We start from the raw sequence: 18,600 nt of genomic DNA, 5'->3' as shown, positions 1-18,600 counted from the left end.
GCCTGCAAAATGGTCTTGTGTTGAAATATTGATCAATTATCCTCTATTCCTGCATTAGTCAATACCCCAATTGCTGCCTTACCGAATTTGTCATAAACTTCGTCATACGTTTTATGAACATTTTTATCAACCTTAAATATCGTGCTGACAGGTGTAAAATAATGCAGATCCGACAACTTATCGACAACACCCAAAGCTTTCAATCCCATCATAGCCGCTCCTACCGTACCTGTATCCACGGTATCATTTAAAGCCACTTTAATCCCGAAAACGTCCGCAAGCATCTGCACCCACAACGGACTGTGCGCAAAGCCTCCGTTGGCATAAATTGTTTTCACTTTTTGTGTTTCAAGCAAAATCTTCCCGATACTGTACAGATTCAACAAAATACCTTCCATCACCGATCTGGCAAAATGTGGTTTGGTATGCTGAATATCCAGCCCAAGGAATCCACCTCGCACAGCTGAACTCCATATCGGCGCCCGTTCGCCCAAAAGATAAGGATAGAATAAAAGCCCGTCCGAACCAGCACTGATTTTTGCAGCTTCATCAAAAACCTGGTTAAAATCACTGTCTGCAAAAAAGGTCTCTTTTAACCATTGAAACACAACCGCACCATTATTAGATGGCCCGCCAACGACATAGGTATCCTCATCCAGTATGTAACAAAATGTCCTCATATTAGCGTCAAGATAAGGCACGTCCGAGCAGATTCTGGCTGCGCCGCTTGTACCAATCGTGATCGCCATTGTTCCCGGAAGGATGGCTCCGCTTCCCAGATTTGCCAGACAACCATCACTTGCGCCCATGATCAGAGGAATTCCTGCTGAAAGTTTGAACCCATTATTAGCTGGCAGTTTTTCAATATGGTAAGGGGAGACGGCTTCGGATAGATGACTTTCATCCAACCCGATTTGTTTGAGCGTCCAGTCGTCCCATTTTTTTTCTTTTATGTTGAATAAACCCGTTGCCGAAGCGATGGAATAATCAATAACAAATTTGCCTGTGAGACGGTAAACGATATACTCCTTAATGCCGATAAATCTTTTTGCGGCTTTGAAAATTTTCTTTTCATTTTCTTTCAGCCACATCAGCTTACAAAGCGGTGTCATTGCGTGAATCGGTGTGCCATTGTTACGGTACATCTTCTTTCCCTCCTTCGACACCCGCAGCTTTTCAGCAATTTCAGCACTTCTGTTGTCAGCCCATATGATTAGATTTGTCAATTGCAATCCATCCTCATCCAATGCCATAATACTGTGCATGGCCGTACTGAAACACACACCCAAGGTTTCTCCCTGAGTTTTACATGTTTCACTGACAACCCGGATGGAATGACAAACGGCTTTGTAAATATCATCCGGATTTTGTTCGCTCCACTCGGGCTGAGGATGAAGCATTTCATAACCCTCACTATGTGAAGCTAGAATCGCGGCTGTTTTTGTGTCAAAAGCAGTGGTTTTTACATTTGTTGTACCAATATCAACACCAATTATAAATGACATTCTAATGAAGCGTAAATTGAATTTTATAACCTGACAAATGTATTATATTCTCTCACTTAGTTCTTTGAATTACCTACGAATAATTTAAAATCTGTAAAAATCGACGTAATCTGCATTTTCAGGTATCAGCATTCACTAATTTTTATTATTTTCGCAGTAGTAAATCAATACTATTAAAATTTTTATTGAACCATGGCTGACGACGTACACGTACATAGCAAACCAGAAGGAGCTTCACTTGGTGCTTCTATCGCAATATTTTTATTGTTAGTAATCATTCTCGCAGTATTTGGAGATCTTTTTACATTTATCTTCGGACTTATCGGTCTTGTAATAACATTTGCTGCATTTTATACTGATCACTCAGCAGACGGTCACTGACATTTTTTAATTCCTGAGGGAATCCAAAAAGATAATATATTTAACGAACGGCCAATTCAGGAAGAGCATTCAAAACCTTCCAGTCGAGTTGGCCGTTTTTTATTGTCCATTCCTCTTCAAAAACGCAGGTATCTTCCAGGTCAATATATTCTGCAACGGCCTTGTCCTTGTCAAGACGTAATTTTACAAATCCGTTATATCCCAGTTTATACCGGCCTAATTCTAGCCTTACGCGACGGTCGTACAAATATATTTTTTGAAGATCAGTTTCATTATCCGGCATTTTTATTTCAACCGGCAGACCTCCGTGACCAAGACAACGGCCAAATGCGACCGGGCCTTTTCCATTGACGTCTTTATTGTAAACCACCAGACGGTGATCATGTCCCCAAAACCAGACAACCGGCCTTTCAAAATCGCCCATTAATTCCCGAAGCTGGGTGCCCGGCCTGGTATACTCTTCTCTGAATGCAGAAATGTACGGATGATGGCTCAAAATGATCAGTCCTCTTTTATCATCCGGATCACCTATTTTAACAATATCCCGAAGCCATTCAACCTGTTCCTTTTTCAAATGACAGTCAGGCGGAGAAACAATTTCGAGCAACGGCCGACTTACGGATGTATAACCGGTATCAATCCCGATTATGCGCCAGTGATCATTTTCCAGACAAAAAAATCCTGCTTGCTGTGTTTTCTTAACCTCGCCTTCCTTCACATACATGGCAGGCAGCAAATGCTGAAAAAAGGCATTTCCATTCGAATACATTTCGTGATTTCCGGATAAAGCCAGACTTCCGGAAGCCCCATAATACCAGGAAGCATAAGGAGCCGTAAAATTTTCTTCCACTTCCTTGGGCGTCCCAACAAAATAAATGTCACCCATATGAATCGTGTAATCCGGCGAATAACGTGAAACCAGATGCGCTACTTTATCCGATTCTGCCGTGTCACTCGCCCAGTCGGAAAGTAAAACGATACTGATTTCTTCGCGGCTGGGAACCGATGATTGTAATTGATAAACGCCTGTATCCCCGTTTCTTGGATAAGCCTGATACGGATGTCTCGGACCAAAACGGCTTTTCAAATAATGCCAGGCGAAACCGAACAAATTGGTTTTGAAAAATTCGGAAATAACATTGGTGACCGTAGACGTTTCCTTTACATGTTTTTCATAAAGTTCCTGCTGGGTTTTCGCATGATTTTCAGCTTCACTATGTCCTAAGGCAAGAAATTTTTTGGTCCTTTCTTCTGATTTTTCCTTCATGCAATAATTAAAAATTTAGCAGCTTTCTAGATTTGAAATTGGCAGTCTTCTATCGAAAACCACCCTGAGGTTTTAAGTTAGCTAAAAATTTCAGGCCAATATATGAATCGTTGGAATATCATACCAATCGTTCTTTTATTCTGATAAACTTCAACGTATATTCCACAAGTATTTACAACTAACAAAGCCCGGTTATGATGAAAAAATTATTACTTTCTGCCCTGTTGCTTTTTACAGCACAGACCTTGTTTGCCCAAACCGCAACAACCAAAATGATCGCGGAATTTGAAAGAGCCAAAACGTATACAAAACAGTATCTGGATGCAATGCCGGAAGATGGATATGCATTCAAACCTACGCCGGATATGCGTTCGTTTGCACAGCAGATGGATCACATTGCAGACGTTAATTACGCGTTTGTCTCAGCCGCGACCGGAAAAGCAAGTCCGTTTAAAGAATCTCTGGAAAAAGCAGCGGATCAATCTAAAACGGCTGTAACAAAAACAACCCTGGATAGTTACGACTTCATTATCAATGCTTTGAAAGAATTGAAAGATGCTGATCTTGAAAAAGACGTAAAGGTTTTTGGAAAAGATCTTAAAGTCAAAACTGCATTTGAAAAAGACTTTGAACATCAGACACATCACCGCGGACAAACGACCGTATATATCCGTTTGAAAGGTGTGAAACCTCCGCAGGAAATGTTATTTTAATTGATTAAAATTTAAAATACAACTCCGTCATATCTTTCATGGCGGAGTTGTATTATTTTTGGGCTTTCAGAATAAAAAACATTTTTTGTGAAAGATCAGCCAAATTCGAATTTCAAGCCTTCATACCGGGTTCCGGAAATTTTTTCTCCTTTTAAAAATCTTGTTACCGGTGAAAGTACGCGTCATGGCGGCGTTAGTCCGGCTCCATATAATTCTCTGAATCTTGGCGGGTCCACAAAGGATTCACAAGAACATGTTTTAGAAAACAATAAGCGTTTTTTTGAATCCCTGAACATTGATTTTGACAAAGTAGCCAAATCGCATCAGGTTCATGGTGCTGATATTCTGACTGTTACTGTGGCCGGACGTTTTGAAGGTTATGATGCTTTGATTACCAACATTCCGAATATTCAGTTAGCGGTTACCATCGCTGATTGCACCCCGATTTTGATTTTCGATCCGGTAAAAAAGGCAGTGGCGGCGATTCATGCCGGCTGGCGTGGAACGGCTCAGGAAATTGTGTTGAAAACGGGTTTGGCTATGCAAAAAGAATATGGAACAGATCCCGGAGATTGCCTGGCGTACGTTGGCACTTGTATTGATGAATGTTCTTTCGAAGTTGGTGCAGATGTTGCGGATAATTTCAATTCAACATTCAAACGTTGGGACGATCAGAAAAATAAGTTTTTTGTTGATTTGAAATCTGCTAATAAAGAACAATTGTTACGTTTCGGAATAAAACCTGAAAATGTGGAAATTTCACCATATTCAACGGTTTTAAATAATGCTGATTATTTTTCCTATCGTTTCGAAAATGGTTTAACCGGGAGGATGCTGGCAACAATCGGATTAGTCGAATAATTTTATCCTCTAATTTTGAACAACAATCACTTTTCTTTTATACTGCGTTTTTTCACCGTTTGAATCAAAAATATCAATCAGGATCAGATAGTATCCTGTTTTTACGATATTTCCATTTTCATTTCTTCCATCCCACAAGATTTCTCCGAGAGTTCCGATGAGCTGGTTTCTAAGAAGATTCCTGATCAGTCTGCCGCTGGTATCGAAGATTTTGATCGTTGCTATCTTGTTGGAGTGGGACAGTTTATATTTTATTCTGGCATAGCCACCAGTTGTCTGATCCGGAGCAAAAGCTTCCGGATCTATTTCAAACAGATCATTTTCGATACCTGTTTTAATTTGAGAATTGGCATATCCCGGCGTTGCATTTCCCGCGACAGCCGAAGCCGAATGCCAGTTTGAAATAATGGCAGAAGAAAGATCCGTATCTGATTTCTCAAGAGAAACACCTTTCTTGTCTGAAATTAAAGGATCGTGCATAGCCTCATTATAATCAAAACGATCATAAATTTCCACGTCCTGATTCTTCAAAATAACCCCACCGTCTGTATTTGAATAAGCCGGCAGCGAAGTTAGACGAAGAAAATTATTGGTTGTGCTTGCCGGATAAAGCTTCTTAATCATTTCCGGATTGGTAGTCAACGCCAGATATCCGAAGGGTGGCAAAATATAATTTTCAGTTGTGATAATTCTAACAACATCGGTCTGACTATCTTTAACATTTCCCAGAGACCAATTTTTAAGATCTATATATTTTTTTGAACGATTATAAATTTCTACAAAATCAACTCCTCCCAACGGCGGATTGAACAAAATTTCATTTAGAACTACATCTCCCGAATCAGCTATCGCCGGCAATCCAATTGTAAAATCTGACTGGCGTAAAATATTTCCTGCGCAGTCTGATAGATTCCTAACGGATAAATGATAGGTTTCATTTGTCAAAAGAGGGATGTCCAGAGTAACCAGTAAATTAAGAAATTGGGGCGATTCCAATTTTCTTTTGACAATCTTCCGCCCCGGTATTTCTATAAGAGTACCTGAAACGGAGGCCAGACTATCCAGTTTTTCGCTGGCGATAATACGTAGTTCCGTGGATGACGCTATGTCAATACGTTGAATGACAGGAGGCTCAGAATCCGGGTTGTCACTTTTTACACTATTGATTTTGTCTGGCGTTCCTCCCCGGATATCTTCCGAAACTTTCCAGTTATTTTGTGCTCCGCAGGGATTATCCGTATAAATCATCTCAATGGAATATCCACCTGCGTTTTTATCAGACGGCCACCAACTATTTTCATAACTGACTGAAAATACAAGACTGTTTCCAGGCTGATATATGGAGATTGTTCCGTCCTCATTTGGCAATGAAAAAGTGGAGAGTGGGATTATTTTCCCAAATCCAATCAAATGATCAGCATTTGCTTTATTACAAACCAAAACATATTCACCGGGAAAAATGACTGAATCCGGAAATGTTGCAGATCTTGTACCAATTGTTAACTTCCAGTTTTTGAGTGCTATTGCCTTTTCGCTTCTATTATATAATTCAACATATTCAACTGAGGGAAGGCCAACCGGAGGATTTGGATTTGCCATGATTTCAGAAATAACGACGCTGTTATAAGTCTGAGCAAAAGAGTTGAAATCAAGAACAAAAACCAGATAGATAACGATTACTGTATTTTTCCAGTTTATAAAAGCCATTATATCGTATAGTTATTCCACATATAATCTATACGGAATAAAATTGTAATGGTAACTTCAACTTGGATAACTTCAGATCAGGAAGACTTAAAACAAAAAAATTCAACCCGTTACTGAGTTGAATTCGATCAATTATATCTTAAAGCGACGTTTATTTATTTGCTTTCTTCTGTTTTCGCTGGTTCTGTTGCAGCAGGTTTAACAGGAGCTGCGGCTGGTTTTGGTGTTGTAGCAACCTTTGGAGCAGGAGTCTTAGCCGGAGGAACAGCAGCTGGTTTAGACGAGGCCGATGCTACCAAAGTAGCTACCTTTTCTGCATGTTTCTTTTTATCCTTTTTAGATTCTTTTTCTTTTTTTGGTGCTTTTGCTTTTTTTTCCGCATTCTTCGCTTCTTTCTCTTTTCTCTTAGCTTCATCTTTCATGAACTTCGAGACTTTTTTCGCCAATTTAGCAGATGCTTTTTCGATTGACTTTTTTATTTTTTTTGAATCAGCAGTTACCGTATCAAGTTTCGTAACAAGTGTTTCTGCGATTTCGGTAGTAAGTTTTTTTGTTGCGGATTTCATATTTTATGAATTATTTATAATAATAAGACCTGGAGTCTGACCGGCTAATATTCTTGCTTCCAGCCGCTTGTTAAGTAAATCACACTCTTGTCTTTGAACCTGCAAATACCGTTTAATAAATCCAGAAGAACAAATAAAACGTGTTATATTTATGTTAAATTTTTCTTGACAAATTCCCATAATACGATTCCTGCGGATACAGACACATTAAAGGAATGTTTAGTGCCAAATTGTGGTATTTCAACGCATCCGTCGCATACATCAATTACATTGTCTGCTACGCCTTCCACCTCATTTCCGAAAACAAATGCACAGGGAATATCCATTTTTGGTTCAAAATTCTGAAGTAAAAAACTTCCTTCCGCCTGTTCAACAGCGAAGACCTGGTATCCTTCTTCCTTCAGTGTTAAAACAGCCTGTAAAGTATTTTCCGCCTTCTCCCAGATAACTGCATTTTCAGCACCAAGTGCACTTTTCGTAATTTCTCTGTGCGGCGGGTTTGGAGTATAACCGCACAAAATCATTTTCCTTGCCCGGAACGCATCAGCTGTTCTAAAAAAAGATCCTACATTATTCAGGCTGCGAATATTGTCGAGCACAATAACAAAAGGAAATTTGTCCGATTCCTTAAATTCCTCAACCGACAAACGGTTCATTTCTTCAATGAGCAGTTTACGCATTGTAATAGATTTTTTAAAACAATTTCAATAATTAATTATCGAACAAACTTACCATGAAATACCTCAAAATGGTTAAAATGTTATTTTTCAGCATGATAAAAAATGCTTGAAAAGCAATTAGCAGCTGTTTATCAATAAGTTAAAAATTAAATAGCCCTGAATACAATATTATACTACCACCAGATAAAAATATTACTACATTTATTAAAAAAAATAATAACGATCGGTGTTTATAATCCAATCGTTACTTGCAGTACAATCTGACGTCTACTAGATAATTAATCGGATTGTTATTAAATCTTACTCTCAGAATAGTGAAGAAATACCATGTACTACTCGTAGTTTTCTTAATCTTCGCATATGACAATAACACTTTTGCACAACCGCAAACAAACGAACAGGACGCCTATACAGTAAAATATTACACGGAGGATAATGGCCTTCCTCAAAATAGTATAAAAAACATTTCCGCTGATTCAGAAGGTTTTATATGGCTTACAACTGAAATAGGTTTGGTCAGGTTCGATGGGAAAAACTTTTTCACATTTGATAAATCCAATCTTCCGATTACTTACAACCGGTTTTCAATGTTGCAGCCCAGCCTCGAAAGCGGTGGAAAAAATAACAAATCCAGGAAAGTATATGCTGTCGCGGAAGGCTATCAGTTTGTTCGCATTGAAAACGGAAAGGCGACTATGGATTCTCTCTACACTACTAGAATTCGTTCTATTCCACATTTGAAAAAGTCAGGAGAGAATGTTCTTCTATCCAATGGTTCCCCAAATTATTTAAGAGATTGGCTCAATCCTGATTACTATATTATTGCGCTCCCCGAAGGAGAAGGGAATTTCTTTATTTGTGAGCATCAAAAAATCGAATATTATTCTAATTGGAAAAAAATTTACGATTATTCAATCAAAACGCCTTTACCCTGGAATTTCTTCACCATACAAAAGAATCTTTACAGCTATTCGCAAGGAAAATTTACGCGTGTAGACAAAACGGGTTTAACAAATCTAACGGTTACCGGCGATATAAAAGCAGACAAAAATTATATTCCTGGCACACAGAATGGAAAGATTTACTGGAATAATATTTCCGACCAGGCTTTTATCTATCTCGAAAAAAACCTTTATTCATTAAAAGAAGAACCAGGAGGAATTTTACGTACGACATTGCTGATCAGCAACTTTGATTTTGTTAAAAATAATATTACTTCCATTCATTACGACAATATCCATCAGCGGTTTTTCCTTGGCAGCGTTACGAAAGGTCTGTTTGTCTTAAAAAATAAGTCATTTTTTATGCTCAGAACCAAAGGAAATGATTTGGAAAATGTGTTCTACGGGCAGGCTATATTTGACTCAAATTCCGTCGTCACACCCAAGGGATATATTCTTGGAAAATCATCGAAAGACGGCAAGGCTATACTAAAAGACTATCCCTTGATTTATTCCGAAAAGTCAGCCGACGGATACGGCATCCTTACTGATAAAAAAGGGAATATCTGGCGAAAAAGTGGCGATTTCGTTAGTTGTTATAATATTAAAAATAATAAAATACTTGGGAGATGGAATCTAAAAACGGAGGTCAATCATCTTTATGAAGGCAATGACGGAACAATCTGGATAGGGACAAGAAGCTCTGGTTTGTTCCGTGTCAACTTATCGGACCCAGAACCTTCGCCCGTACAATTCGTTAAAGGACCATTAGACAGAATATCCTTTATTCTCCAAAAAACACCGCAGACGCTGGTGATTGGTACCGCTCACGGACTTTTCTTTCTTAATCTTTCCTCAAAAAAAATTGAATTTATAAAAGGCACTGAAGATTTATATATCCGTAGTCTTTTTATAGATCCGGTTGCCGGCTCCACAGTAAATCCGGGTGAAAAAGAAATCTGGATCACAACTTATGAAGATGGTTTCTTTCTCCTCACGAAAGACAAGCTCATTAAATTTCCGCTGGATAAACATAAATATCTGGCCAGCTCACATTGTATTTTTCTGGATAAGCTCGGTTACTTCTGGCTCACAACCAACAAAGGTCTTTTTCAGATAGCTAAAAAAGATTTACTTGAATACGCTGAAAATCATTTAGCCCTGGAAAGTAAAAATATATTTTCCCTGCACTTTACCAAAGAGCAGGGATTCAATACCAATGAATTTAACGGAGGTTGCCAGCCATGTGCCCTGAGACTTCCTAATGGCTATGTCTCACTACCCTCGCTGGACGGGCTCGTATGGTTTAAACCTGAATATATAAACGCAGAACTGCCTGACAAAAACATCATTTTCGATCAGTATGAGGTTCGGGGAAAGCGGACGGCCATATCAGGAGATTCGATTATTTTGCCAACAAACCCTCAGAATATTAAAATTAATCTTGCCACGGCTTATTTTGGAAACCCGGCTGATCTGAATATTTCCTATGCGCTTATTGAAATGTCATCATCCCAAACCCGGCCCGAGGATTGGCTTGATATTGACGGGACCAATACAACCATCCTGATCGGAAGTTTAAATGCGGGAAATTATACATTGCTTATTCGCAAAAACAACGGCTTTGGACGGGATAATTATATGTATAAAAAATTATCCATTGTGGTATTACCAGCCTGGTATGAAACCCTGTGGTTCAGAATCGCCGCTGTACTTCTTTTTATGCTTGCGGTTTACCTTTTTATCCGTTTGAGATTGCGGATTATTAAAAAAGAAAATCGTTTGCTTGAAATTAGAATAGCCAGACGCACCCGTAAACTTAAACACACATTCAGCGCTCTGGAGAAATCGGAGCGGGAACTGCAACGTCAGATGCACATCCAGACGAGGCTGATCGCTTCTATGTCGCATGACATCAAAACGCCTCTGAAATTTGTTTCAAAGGCTGCCGGCAGAATTGAAAGCATGCTTGGAAATGAAAAGATAGATGCCGTAGTCATGCTGGGAAAAACGATTGAACAGTCTACTGATCAAATGTACAGCCATCTGGAAAATCTCATCACCTATGTCAAAACACAGGTTTATGGCAGTAAAATAGAACTTGAAGAGATTAATTTATTTAACTTACTTTCTGACAAATCTCAAATTTTCGAACATGTGATCCGGGAGCGCTCAAACTTGTTCACTAACGAGGTGGATGCCACGGTTAATGTTGTTACCAATGCCCAGTTACTTGGAATAATTGTGCATAATCTGATAGATAATGCGAATAAATTCTCCTCCAATGCCGCCATTAAGATACAGACAGCCACCTTCGGCACAGAAACGCGCCTAATCATTTCCGATTCTGGTCCCGGGATGCCCGATGAAGTGCTTCATTGGCTCAACACCCCCTCCAAAACGGATTCATTTGAAAAGATCAAGTCTTTTTCAATTCATTACAATGGACTTGGATTGACCATCGTAAAGGAATTGGCGATGCTGCTGAAAGTTGATCTGTGGGTTGAGAAAAATAATGGGACACAGGTCCATCTTATTTTCCCCCAATCCCATATACGATAAGCTAATTCAGATCAAAATCCTTGGTTTTATACAATTCCAGTTTCTTGAACATTTCAATAATATTAGCGACTTCCAGTTTTTCAAAAATGCGCGCTTTGTAAGTGCTGATTGTTGTTTCTTTAAGATTCAACAGAGTAGCAATTTCCTTGGTCCATTTGCCCTGAGCCAACAAATGCATCACTTCCAACTCACGTTTCGACAGATCTTCAAGTGGATTAGAGCTTACGTACTTACTATCCAGAATATTTTTCACCATTTGCTGCTGAACCTTACTACTGATATACTTCCCATTGTTCAGCACGGCCATAATCGCTATTCTATACTCATCCTCGGAAGCACCTTTGGAAAGAAAACCGTTTGCGCCCGCATGTATATAATGCAAGGCATATATCTCTTCTTCTGAACCGGAAAAAACCAGAATTTTCACACTCGGCTGAATGGCTCTGATCTTGTTGATCATTCTGCTGTTTTCTCCGCCCGGAATATTGATATCCAGTACAATCAGGTCAAATACATTTTTATGAAGAAGTGCCAGTGCAGAAGTAAAATTAGATGCCTGATGAACATCCACTGGCTGAAATAAATCGGTGATAAGAAAATCAATACCCATTCTCACGATGGCATGATCCTCAACAATTAAAATTCTTTTCATTATACGTTAGAGTATATCATAAGTGAAATAAATTTCATTTATGATTTATGAGGGTTATAACTAAACAAAAGAAGCAGATACCTGATAAACACCGGGGTACCTGCTTCTTAGTAATATCAAATTACAAGTATCAACTGTCTATCAGCTTAATTTTAGTAATCAATTCAACTATATTTTTAACGCCCATCTTTTCAAAAATACGTGCTTTATACGTACTAACGGTTGAAAGCTGAAGGTTTAATTTTTCTGCAATTTTTGCTGTACCAAATCCTTCTTTAAGCAGATTCATTACATCCTTTTCTCTTGGAGAAAGACTTACAATTGGATCCGGAAGAAATTCTTTCGGATTGATAAGTCTGTTAATGTTGATCTGCTGCATGTCAGCGCTCATATATTTTTTGTTATCGAGCACGCTTAAAACAGCAGTTTTAAATTCATCTTCTGCTGCATCTTTGGACAGATATCCGTCTGCGCCAGCTTGCAGATATAATAAACCGTATAATTGCTCATCATAGCTCGAAAACATAAGTATCCGAATATCAGGACGTTTTATCCTGATCGTTTCAATCATTTTGGTATTATTTCCTCCGGGAATATTAATATCCAGAATAAGAAGATCAAATGTCTGGTTGCCCAATTCCAGCAAGACCTTCTGAAAGGTATCAACACCCGTAATCTGAGATTCAGGAATAAGAGACTTCAAGAGGTGTTTGGTTCCTATGCGGACCACAGCGTGATCCTCGGCAATAAGTATGTGCTTCATGAAAATTTTATATACTAATGACAGTAGAAATAGTATTACCCCAAAGTTAGAATTAATTATTTATCTATTTACTAAGTTATAAGATAAATTCTAATCGCTTGGTACACAGATACAATAACTTTTAAAATAAAGATAAATGAATTGACTTATTTTAACCTAAAAGCTTATTTCAAACTTGTTTCAGTTAGAAATTTCAATTTACGAGTTAAAATAAAATTTTTAGATAGAAAAAATTTTATCTGAGACTTTGTAAAAAACAAATTTGGAATAAATATTTTCCTGGCTTCTCAGACAAATTTAGCCGTCGCTTTTACTAACCAGAATTTTATGGCTATAATTTACAAAGATAATTTGACAAAAAAAGCAAGAAATATCTACAAATAAACAAGAAATGAGACTACAATAAAAGAACTATATACCTACATACGCTCATGTTACAACTAATTTGTTAATACACAACTCATTATAATTTATTAAATTTTTTATCAATCTGATATTTAAAATGATTAAAAGACAATAAAAAAAACTTCTGTGAAAATCGGACCAAATATCTTTACCACAATTACTTATAGGAAAATTTAAAATAAAAATTGGTAATTTTCATTTGGTAATCAGTTAGACTGATAAAAATCCTATTAGTAACTATTTACATGAGGATTTATCAGAACAAATATCACACACACAATTATAAAGATTTGAAGAATCCTGATTTTATATGGTCGGAAAATAGTCTGGTAGCCAGATTGTATATTCAATATTCGGTATTAGAAATGCCCTTATCCTTTGAGCCTTTTTTGTATCAAACGAAAGACTATCTGAACGTCACAAGCAGCTATGAAAAATTTTCATTCTATCTGTTTCGATCTGATGAAATTGCAGCAAGGGCTTGTATTCACTTTACGAAAGATTGTCATGATTTGATATCACCCGCACGCGCTCCTTTTGGTGGAGTTCAGTGTGATCAGAATTGTAATGCCGGCGAAATAAAATTTCTGCTGCATTGTGTCGAAAATTGGTTTTCAAAGCAAAGCAATCCCGCTGTAAAATTAAAAGGTGCTCCTTCCTGCTATTATGCTAATGGCACATATGATTTGCTTTCCAGTGCGTATGAAATGTCCGGCTATAAGGTTATCGGTAAGTGTATAAATTGCCATATCCCAATTTCTCCATCACCATTTTCCATGAATATTACCGCTGCCGAAAGAAGACGACTGGCTAAATGCAAAGAATCAGGGTTTTGCACAGAAATATATGATAAACCGGATATTGATATTGTTTACGATTTCATTAAGGAAAGCCGAAATGCAAAAGGATATTTGCTTTCGATAACAAAGGAGCAACTTGATATATTGATCTATAAATTTCCTCAGCAGTATAAGCTTTTTGTGGTTACAGATCAAAGCAAAATAATCGCATTGGCTATAACTGTACGCGTTTGTCAGGATGTACTATATAATTTTTTACCAGCAGACCTTTACACCTATAAATGTTTCAGCCCGACGGTTTATCTGACAGAAGCCATTTATAATTATTGTCAGGAAGAAGAAATAGCGGTACTTGATATGGGCTTATCGCTGGATCATCATGGCAATCAAAAACCTGGCCTTCTCAAATTCAAGAAAAACCTTGGTGGAGAAGAATCTGTTAAAATTACTTATCAGAAAGTGCTTTAAAACCTTAAATTCCGAGACAATTGCCATCCTTATAAAAAACAGTCGAGCAGCTTTCGTGTCCAACGATCGGAAGCATTCCGCGGAAATCAATACTTTTATAACCTCTATTGGTCATAAAATCTTTCGCGGGCTGGTACCAGTCACGCTCCGAATTATCCAGAATCAGGACTCCATCTTCTGTTAAGTACTGCGCAGAAAATGCAGTACATTTTACACGATTACGACCATCAACAACGATAATATTGTATTTTTTACCTTCATTTTTAACCGCTTCTACATAAGTATCACCTTGCGGACGGGAGTAAACGATGGAATTTGCAGGAAGTTTTGGTTTGATCATCTCAATCCATTGCGCATCATGTTCAACGGCTGCGATATGTTTTACACGGGCTCCATACCAGCGTGTTGAGTTTCCAGAGCCATATTCGAAAACTTCAAAATGCGGTTTGATTCTTGGTTCGAGAAAAAAGATAAATGAATAAGTATACCAGGGAAGCGGGTTACCGGCAGCGTCAACGGATTGTTTGGAATGAAAACTTCTGAACCAACCATATTCTTTCAAGGCACTTTTTAAATATAGCTGAACGGCTCCGCCAAAACCAACTGAATTTAGAAGTCCCCAACTTTGCTTTTTTAAAAACTTAACCATGTATCCGCTTATTCCGAAAGATATTTATAACAATTATTACCCTGAAATATTAAGATTTACGGCTTTTCTACGAAACCTCTATTTTGCACAGGGGCTGCAAATATACTACATTAGCACTCAATTTTAATATTTGCATTGATAGCGGGAATAATTTCAAAATCCCTCAGTTTTAGAATGAAATTAAAAACGATAAAGACGGTTCTGGGCCACCCTTTAAACAAGGACAGAAAGGTAAAAGCATTGATGACACTCTTCAAAAGAGGCCTGGTCATTCGCCTGCACAAACATCCCATGATTTATCCGTTTGTCGAGCATGTTTCGCTGGTTGTTGATAAGGGAATGTCGAGCGCAGAACTGCAAATTTACACTGGCTTATATGACACCAATGAAATGCTTTTCGTAATGCATTACCTGCGTTCGGAAGATACATTTGTGGACGTGGGCGCCAATATCGGTGTTTATTCTGTTCTGGCATCAGGTATAACAGGAGCGAAATCTTTGTCGTTTGAACCGATCCCTTCTACGTTTGCGAACCTGAAACGCAATATTAATTACAATAATCTGCAAGACAGATCTGAGCTTTATAATCTTGGAGTTGGGGATAAAGAAGAAACGCTGATTTTTTCAAATTCCCTGGATGCGATCAACCACGTGATCAATGATACGACCTTTGGCGGTCCGGTTACGGAAGTTCCTGTGAATTCACTGGATAATTTATTGGTTGATAAAAACATCAATTTACTAAAAATCGATGTGGAAGGTTTTGAAGCCAATGTTATCAACGGAGCCTTAAAAACGCTGGAAAGACCTGAGCTGAAAATCATTATCATGGAAACCAACGGACTTTCCGATCAATATGAATTCGGCCAGAATTACATTCACGACAAACTTTTGAGCCTCGGTTTCGTACCTTATAATTATTTCCCTGTTGAAAGAAAACTGACTAAAATAACCGCTACGAACCCGGAAAACACTATTTATATCAGAGATCTGGCTTTTGTTGAAAATCGTATCAAGACGTCAAGAAAAATCAAATTGGGGGATGATTTGATATAGAAATTATTTCAAAAACCTTTTCTGCATACCCGTTACGAGATCGTTTATTTCTTCTGAAATCCTAAGTTTTACAATTAAAACTATGAAGAAAATGATAATGATTGATGACCGGATAGCCATCATCGACATAGCAGAGAGTATGGTTCTTTCGTAATCAGGCGTTAGAAAGGTTAGCGAATATAAAAGGCTAAGAATGAGTGCAACTTGTAAGGTTTTATTGGTAAAGGGAAGCACACCAAATTTACTCCAAACAAAGGTCATTCTGGCAATCGAATATACTAACGTTGTTAAAGCCGTGGCAATTGCGGCACCTAGAAAGCCATGAATTGGTATTAACCACAGATTCAACAAAAATCCTAAAACGGCCGAAGCAATAATAAATAAAGTAGCGAATTTGAAGAACTTTGAATACATAATAATTTCCGTATTCAGGCCGGTTGCGATGTCAAACACTTTCACCAACGCAAGAAAAAGAACCACATATTTTCCTTCGCCATAAGTACTACCTTTTGGTATCAAAAAGAAGATATCATCTATGCTCGCCCAGATCAATAAAAATACAACACCGCCTGCAATCAGCTGATTTAATGCCGATTTTTGATTCATTGTACGCACATGGTCATAATCACCTTTAACCAAAGAAGCTGCCAGTAAAGGAATTGAAATTTGCGAAATTGCTTTCTTCGGAATTTCAATGATACCGGCGATGTAGGAAGCAATGATAAATATCCCGGCGCTAATCAAACCTTTTTCACCGGCCACCATTGTTCTGTCAATAAAGAGCATTAAGTTCACACCTACTCCACCTAGTAATGTAAATCCGCCGTAGCCGAGCATTTGCCGGATCATTGGCTTAGTTAATATGCTTCTGTCAGGAAAACGCCAATATAGTTTCCCAAGCTGTTTTATGTAACCAAGCAAAATAACAATAGCAAAACCATAGGAGGCAACCACTAGATATAACATCGTTTCAAAACTCAGCCAGCCTAAACCGAACATCAGGATCAGCAGAACATTAGCTATTTTGAGATAAACTTCACGAATAAAATTGGGAACGGCGATTCTCGAATTATTTCTGCAATAAGCTTCCAGGACCGTTATGTATATCCAGAATGTGGTTAACGGAATAACCAGAAAATGATATCTCAAAAACATCGGCGACTTCTCAGCGAAATATGCATGGATCGCCGGTGTAAATACGAGATAAATAATCCCGAAAATTACTGCGCCTATAAAAGGGAGTAAAAGGAGAAACGCGAGAATTCCATGGTGTTCTTCTTCGTCATTTCGGAAAAGACTAAAAAATTTATCCGCAATAAAGGGAGTTCCTAAATGTGCAAATGCCGCAAAAAGTAAACTATTTTCGAATAGCAAACGGGAAAGGGCGTATTGCTCAACGGATAAAAATTTCGTAGAAACGTACATCTGATTGACGATACCAATCCCTACCCCAATGTACGATCCAAGACCAGCTTTAAGACTCTGACGAACAACGATTCCCACTCTGAAAGTCTATTTAGCGTATTTTTGTATCAATATTGCTGCGATACGTTCAGCGGCATGACCGTCCCAAAACGAAGGAATAATACCCTCTTTCACTCTTCCGGCTAAAATATCCTGCACTTTTTCAGCAACAGAAACCGGATTCAGGTCACTAAGTAAAATATTGGTTCCCAATTCCACGGTTACCGGGCGTTCGGTGCTTGCCCGGAAAGTCAGACAAGGCACTTGCAGATAAGTTGTTTCTTCCTGAATTCCGCCTGAATCCGTGATGATTAAAGCAGCATTTTCCATCAAATGTAAAAATTCAAGATAACCCTGCGGTTCCATTAAAATCACATTTTCAAGACTTTGCAGTTCATCCAGCAAACCCCAGGTTTCCATATTTTTCAACGTTCTTGGATGAACAGGGAAAAGTACGGTTTTGGTTTTTGAGGTTTCTTTGATGATTGTTAAAATATTGGTCAGACCTTCCTGAAAATCCACATTGCTTGGACGGTGCATTGTCATCAAAACATAAGATTTTGGCTCCAAACCAAGATCTTGCACAAGCGTCAAAGTCGAAGCTTTCTGGCGATAGTATACCAAAGAATCGATCATCACATTGCCGACAAAATGTACTTTTTCATTGGGAATGCTTTCTCTTTTAAGGTTATCAATACCTGCCTGTTCTGTAACAAAAAGATCGTCAGCGATGCAATCCGTCATAATCCGGTTGATTTCTTCCGGCATTCCACGGTCGCCACTTCTTAAACCTGCTTCCACATGAACGACTGGAATATGCTCTTTTACCGCCACCATCGCACAGGCAATTGTTGAATTAACATCACCAACAACCAACACCACATCCGGTTTTTCAGCCAACATAACCTGCTCAAACTCGATCATAATCTTTGCCGTTTGCTGCGTATGAGAACCGCCGCCGATACCAAGAAAATAATCCGGTTTTGGTAATTCCAGCTGATTAAAAAAAACATCCGACATACGGGCATCGTAATGCTGACCGGTATGAATGATTTTTGAATCGATTTCAGGATGTTGTAAAAAAGCACGGTGCAACGGAGCCACTTTCATGAAGTTTGGACGGGCACCAACAATACTCAGGATTTTCATTTTTTAATCAA

The 18,600-nt window shown here is 38.3% G+C and carries 16 protein-coding genes; 6 read left to right on the top strand and 10 right to left on the bottom strand.

Translation table 11 applies throughout. The features are described 5' to 3' along the window. Positions 1–32 precede the first annotated feature (32 nt). A complete protein-coding gene (locus LXL81_RS00495) occupies positions 33–1,505 on the bottom strand; it encodes a gluconokinase (protein ID WP_234644745.1) in 1,473 nt (490 codons plus the stop codon). A 192-nt stretch (positions 1,506–1,697) separates the two neighbouring features. Between LXL81_RS00495 and LXL81_RS00490 the strand changes: the two genes are divergently transcribed. After that, positions 1,698–1,886: a hypothetical protein gene (locus LXL81_RS00490; protein ID WP_234644744.1), complete on the top strand. Its 189-nt coding sequence runs from the start codon at positions 1,698–1,700 to the stop codon at positions 1,884–1,886. Positions 1,887–1,926: 40 nt separating this feature from the next. Here LXL81_RS00490 and LXL81_RS00485 read toward each other — a convergent pair whose 3' ends face one another. Beyond that, positions 1,927–3,153: a metallophosphoesterase gene (locus tag LXL81_RS00485; protein WP_234644743.1), complete on the bottom strand. Its 1,227-nt coding sequence runs from the start codon at positions 3,151–3,153 to the stop codon at positions 1,927–1,929. Between the two features lie 194 nt (positions 3,154–3,347). Here LXL81_RS00485 and LXL81_RS00480 point away from each other — a divergent pair, with 194 nt between their 5' ends. Continuing rightward, positions 3,348–3,866, top strand: a complete 519-nt coding sequence (locus LXL81_RS00480) for a DinB family protein (protein WP_234644742.1) — start codon at positions 3,348–3,350, stop codon at positions 3,864–3,866. An 87-nt stretch (positions 3,867–3,953) separates the two neighbouring features. Beyond that, complete coding sequence (gene pgeF, locus LXL81_RS00475) at positions 3,954–4,727, top strand: peptidoglycan editing factor PgeF (RefSeq protein WP_234644741.1); 774 nt, start codon at positions 3,954–3,956, stop codon at positions 4,725–4,727. A gap of 9 nt (positions 4,728–4,736) precedes the next feature. Here pgeF and LXL81_RS00470 read toward each other — a convergent pair whose 3' ends face one another. The 3 genes from LXL81_RS00470 to LXL81_RS00460 all read right to left on the bottom strand — a co-directional run bounded on the left by LXL81_RS00470 (position 4,737) and on the right by LXL81_RS00460 (position 7,680). After that, positions 4,737–6,434, bottom strand: coding sequence for a lamin tail domain-containing protein (locus LXL81_RS00470; protein ID WP_234644740.1), 1,698 nt, complete (start codon positions 6,432–6,434; stop codon positions 4,737–4,739). A gap of 155 nt (positions 6,435–6,589) precedes the next feature. Beyond that, the gene (locus tag LXL81_RS00465) at positions 6,590–7,000 is read right to left on the bottom strand and encodes a histone H1/H5 family protein, HCT subfamily (protein WP_234644739.1); all 411 of its coding nucleotides are present in this window, start codon (positions 6,998–7,000) and stop codon (positions 6,590–6,592) included. A gap of 149 nt (positions 7,001–7,149) precedes the next feature. Next, positions 7,150–7,680 (bottom strand): RNA methyltransferase, encoded by a 531-nt coding sequence (locus tag LXL81_RS00460; RefSeq protein ID WP_234644738.1) that lies wholly within the window; start codon positions 7,678–7,680, stop codon positions 7,150–7,152. Positions 7,681–7,994: 314 nt separating this feature from the next. Here LXL81_RS00460 and LXL81_RS29125 point away from each other — a divergent pair, with 314 nt between their 5' ends. After that, the gene (locus tag LXL81_RS29125) at positions 7,995–11,183 is read left to right on the top strand and encodes an ATP-binding protein (RefSeq protein WP_234644737.1); all 3,189 of its coding nucleotides are present in this window, start codon (positions 7,995–7,997) and stop codon (positions 11,181–11,183) included. A 1-nt stretch (position 11,184) separates the two neighbouring features. On the opposite strand, the gene LXL81_RS00450 is transcribed toward LXL81_RS29125, so the two are convergent. Together LXL81_RS00450 and LXL81_RS00445 are read right to left on the bottom strand one after the other, a co-directional pair. Further along, entirely contained in the window at positions 11,185–11,835 is a 651-nt protein-coding gene (locus LXL81_RS00450; protein WP_234644736.1) for a response regulator transcription factor, read from the bottom strand. 130 nt (positions 11,836–11,965) lie between these two features. Next, positions 11,966–12,598 (bottom strand): response regulator transcription factor, encoded by a 633-nt coding sequence (locus tag LXL81_RS00445; RefSeq protein WP_194122820.1) that lies wholly within the window; start codon positions 12,596–12,598, stop codon positions 11,966–11,968. 695 nt (positions 12,599–13,293) lie between these two features. Between LXL81_RS00445 and LXL81_RS00440 the strand changes: the two genes are divergently transcribed. Continuing rightward, positions 13,294–14,271 (top strand): hypothetical protein, encoded by a 978-nt coding sequence (locus tag LXL81_RS00440; protein ID WP_234644735.1) that lies wholly within the window; start codon positions 13,294–13,296, stop codon positions 14,269–14,271. A 4-nt stretch (positions 14,272–14,275) separates the two neighbouring features. Here the strand turns inward: LXL81_RS00440 and LXL81_RS00435 are convergent, their stop codons facing one another. Then, complete coding sequence (locus tag LXL81_RS00435) at positions 14,276–14,920, bottom strand: FkbM family methyltransferase (protein ID WP_234644734.1); 645 nt, start codon at positions 14,918–14,920, stop codon at positions 14,276–14,278. Positions 14,921–15,094: 174 nt separating this feature from the next. Here LXL81_RS00435 and LXL81_RS00430 point away from each other — a divergent pair, with 174 nt between their 5' ends. Beyond that, a complete protein-coding gene (locus LXL81_RS00430; RefSeq protein ID WP_234644733.1) occupies positions 15,095–15,976 on the top strand; it encodes an FkbM family methyltransferase in 882 nt (293 codons plus the stop codon). A 3-nt stretch (positions 15,977–15,979) separates the two neighbouring features. Here LXL81_RS00430 and LXL81_RS00425 read toward each other — a convergent pair whose 3' ends face one another. Together LXL81_RS00425 and wecB are read right to left on the bottom strand one after the other, a co-directional pair. Continuing rightward, complete coding sequence (locus LXL81_RS00425; RefSeq protein WP_234644732.1) at positions 15,980–17,479, bottom strand: lipopolysaccharide biosynthesis protein; 1,500 nt, start codon at positions 17,477–17,479, stop codon at positions 15,980–15,982. Between the two features lie 9 nt (positions 17,480–17,488). Then, complete coding sequence (gene wecB / locus LXL81_RS00420) at positions 17,489–18,589, bottom strand: non-hydrolyzing UDP-N-acetylglucosamine 2-epimerase (protein WP_234644731.1); 1,101 nt, start codon at positions 18,587–18,589, stop codon at positions 17,489–17,491. Between the last annotated feature and the right edge of the window lie 11 nt (positions 18,590–18,600).

This window comes from Dyadobacter sp. CY356 (assembly GCF_021440195.1).
Lineage (GTDB): Bacteria > Bacteroidota > Bacteroidia > Cytophagales > Spirosomataceae > Dyadobacter.
The sequence above is the reverse complement of the archived record's forward strand: the minus strand, read 5'-3'. Positions and strand labels throughout refer to the sequence as shown.

Bases quoted from the DNA above. Each gene is read 5' to 3' on its own strand.
- LXL81_RS00460 (WP_234644738.1), bottom strand. From the start codon at position 7,680: ATGCGTAAACTGCTCATTGAAGAAATGAACCGTTTGTCGGTTGAGGAA.
- LXL81_RS00485 (WP_234644743.1), bottom strand. From the start codon at position 3,153: ATGAAGGAAAAATCAGAAGAAAGGACCAAAAAATTTCTTGCCTTAGGA.
- LXL81_RS00465 (WP_234644739.1), bottom strand. From the start codon at position 7,000: ATGAAATCCGCAACAAAAAAACTTACTACCGAAATCGCAGAAACACTT.
- LXL81_RS00445 (WP_194122820.1), bottom strand. From the start codon at position 12,598: ATGAAGCACATACTTATTGCCGAGGATCACGCTGTGGTCCGCATAGGA.
- LXL81_RS00495 (WP_234644745.1), bottom strand. From the start codon at position 1,505: ATGTCATTTATAATTGGTGTTGATATTGGTACAACAAATGTAAAAACC.
- LXL81_RS00430 (WP_234644733.1), top strand. From the start codon at position 15,095: ATGAAATTAAAAACGATAAAGACGGTTCTGGGCCACCCTTTAAACAAG.
- LXL81_RS00435 (WP_234644734.1), bottom strand. From the start codon at position 14,920: ATGGTTAAGTTTTTAAAAAAGCAAAGTTGGGGACTTCTAAATTCAGTT.
- LXL81_RS00470 (WP_234644740.1), bottom strand. From the start codon at position 6,434: ATGGCTTTTATAAACTGGAAAAATACAGTAATCGTTATCTATCTGGTT.
- LXL81_RS00450 (WP_234644736.1), bottom strand. From the start codon at position 11,835: ATGAAAAGAATTTTAATTGTTGAGGATCATGCCATCGTGAGAATGGGT.
- LXL81_RS00490 (WP_234644744.1), top strand. From the start codon at position 1,698: ATGGCTGACGACGTACACGTACATAGCAAACCAGAAGGAGCTTCACTT.
- wecB (WP_234644731.1), bottom strand. From the start codon at position 18,589: ATGAAAATCCTGAGTATTGTTGGTGCCCGTCCAAACTTCATGAAAGTG.
- LXL81_RS00480 (WP_234644742.1), top strand. From the start codon at position 3,348: ATGATGAAAAAATTATTACTTTCTGCCCTGTTGCTTTTTACAGCACAG.